Source organism: Pseudomonas sp. P5_B2 (assembly GCF_056400445.1).
In genome coordinates, this window is the sequence record NZ_JBFULH010000919.1 from 1 (window position 1) to 1,304 (window position 1,304).

1 protein-coding gene is annotated in these 1,304 nt (G+C 55.4%); it reads left to right on the forward strand.

Going from position 1 to position 1,304, the window contains the following annotated elements:
- The first annotated feature begins 29 nt into the window (after positions 1-29).
- Positions 30-1,229, forward strand: coding sequence for a tyrosine--tRNA ligase (gene tyrS, locus AC1DRJ_RS28000; RefSeq protein ID WP_477805000.1), 1,200 nt, complete (start codon positions 30-32; stop codon positions 1,227-1,229).
- Positions 1,230-1,304: the final 75 nt, after the last annotated feature.

Sequence of the window (1,304 nt, forward strand, 5' to 3'; positions counted from 1 at the left end):
CCTTTGAATTCGAGCCTTGCGGGTCTGTTATGAAGTCGGTTGAAGAACAGCTAGCGCTGATTAAACGTGGTGCGGAAGAACTGTTGGTCGAGTCCGAGCTGATCGAGAAGCTCAAGCGTGGCCAGCCGCTACGTATTAAGGCTGGCTTCGATCCGACTGCGCCGGATTTGCATCTGGGTCACACCGTGCTTATTAATAAGCTGCGTCAGTTTCAGGAGCTGGGGCATCAGGTGATCTTCCTTATTGGTGACTTCACCGGGATGATCGGTGACCCGAGCGGTAAGAGCGCCACCCGTCCGCCGCTTACCCGTGAGCAGGTTCTCGAGAATGCCGAGACCTACAAGACTCAGGTCTTCAAAATTCTTGATCCGGCAAAAACCGAAGTTGCGTTCAACTCCACCTGGATGGATCAGATGGCGCCGGCAGACTTCATTCGTCTGACCTCGCAGTACACGGTTGCTCGTATGCTCGAGCGCGACGACTTCGACAAACGCTATACGACCAATCAGCCCATCGCTATCCATGAGTTCCTCTATCCGCTTGTTCAGGGCTATGACTCGGTGGCGTTGCGCGCGGATGTCGAGCTGGGCGGTACCGATCAGAAGTTCAACTTGTTGATGGGGCGCGAGCTGCAGCGCGGGTACGGTCAAGAGCCGCAGTGCATTTTGACCATGCCGTTGCTCGAAGGTCTGGATGGCGTGAAGAAGATGTCCAAGTCTTTGGGCAACTACGTCGGTATTCAGGAAGCGCCGGGTGTCATGTATAGCAAACTGGTTTCCATTCCGGATGCGTTGATGTGGCGCTACTTCGAGCTGCTCAGCTTCCGCTCCATGGATGAGATCAATGCATTCCGTGCGGATGTCGAGGCTGGTGCGAACCCGCGTGACGTCAAGATCAAACTGGCAGAAGAGATCGTTGCGCGTTTCCATGGCGAGGAGGCTGCGGCCAATGCTCATCGCGGTGCGGGTAACCGCATGAAAGAAGGCGAGCTGCCAGATGACCTGCCGGAAGTCGAATTGACTGCTACCGAAGATATGCCGATTGCGGCCGTCCTTAATAAGGCGGGGCTGGTGAAGAACTCGGCAGTGGCGCGGGACCTGTTGAATTCCGGTGGTGTGCGTATAGATGGTGAGGTGGTTGATCGCACCTTTATATACGTACTGGGCGCGACGCACGTTTGCCAGGCCGGTAAGAAGTCATTTGCGCGAATTACGCTGAAATCCGAGTAAAGCCGCAATCAGTGCTTGACGGCAGATTCTGGGTGTCTATAATTCGCCCCACTTCCGGCGCAGTCGAAACGGAAA

What these genes read in the sequence shown, in the direction of transcription:
- tyrS (WP_477805000.1), top strand. Translation starts at nt 30, where the DNA reads ATGAAGTCGGTTGAAGAACAGCTAGCGCTGATTAAACGTGGTGCGGAA.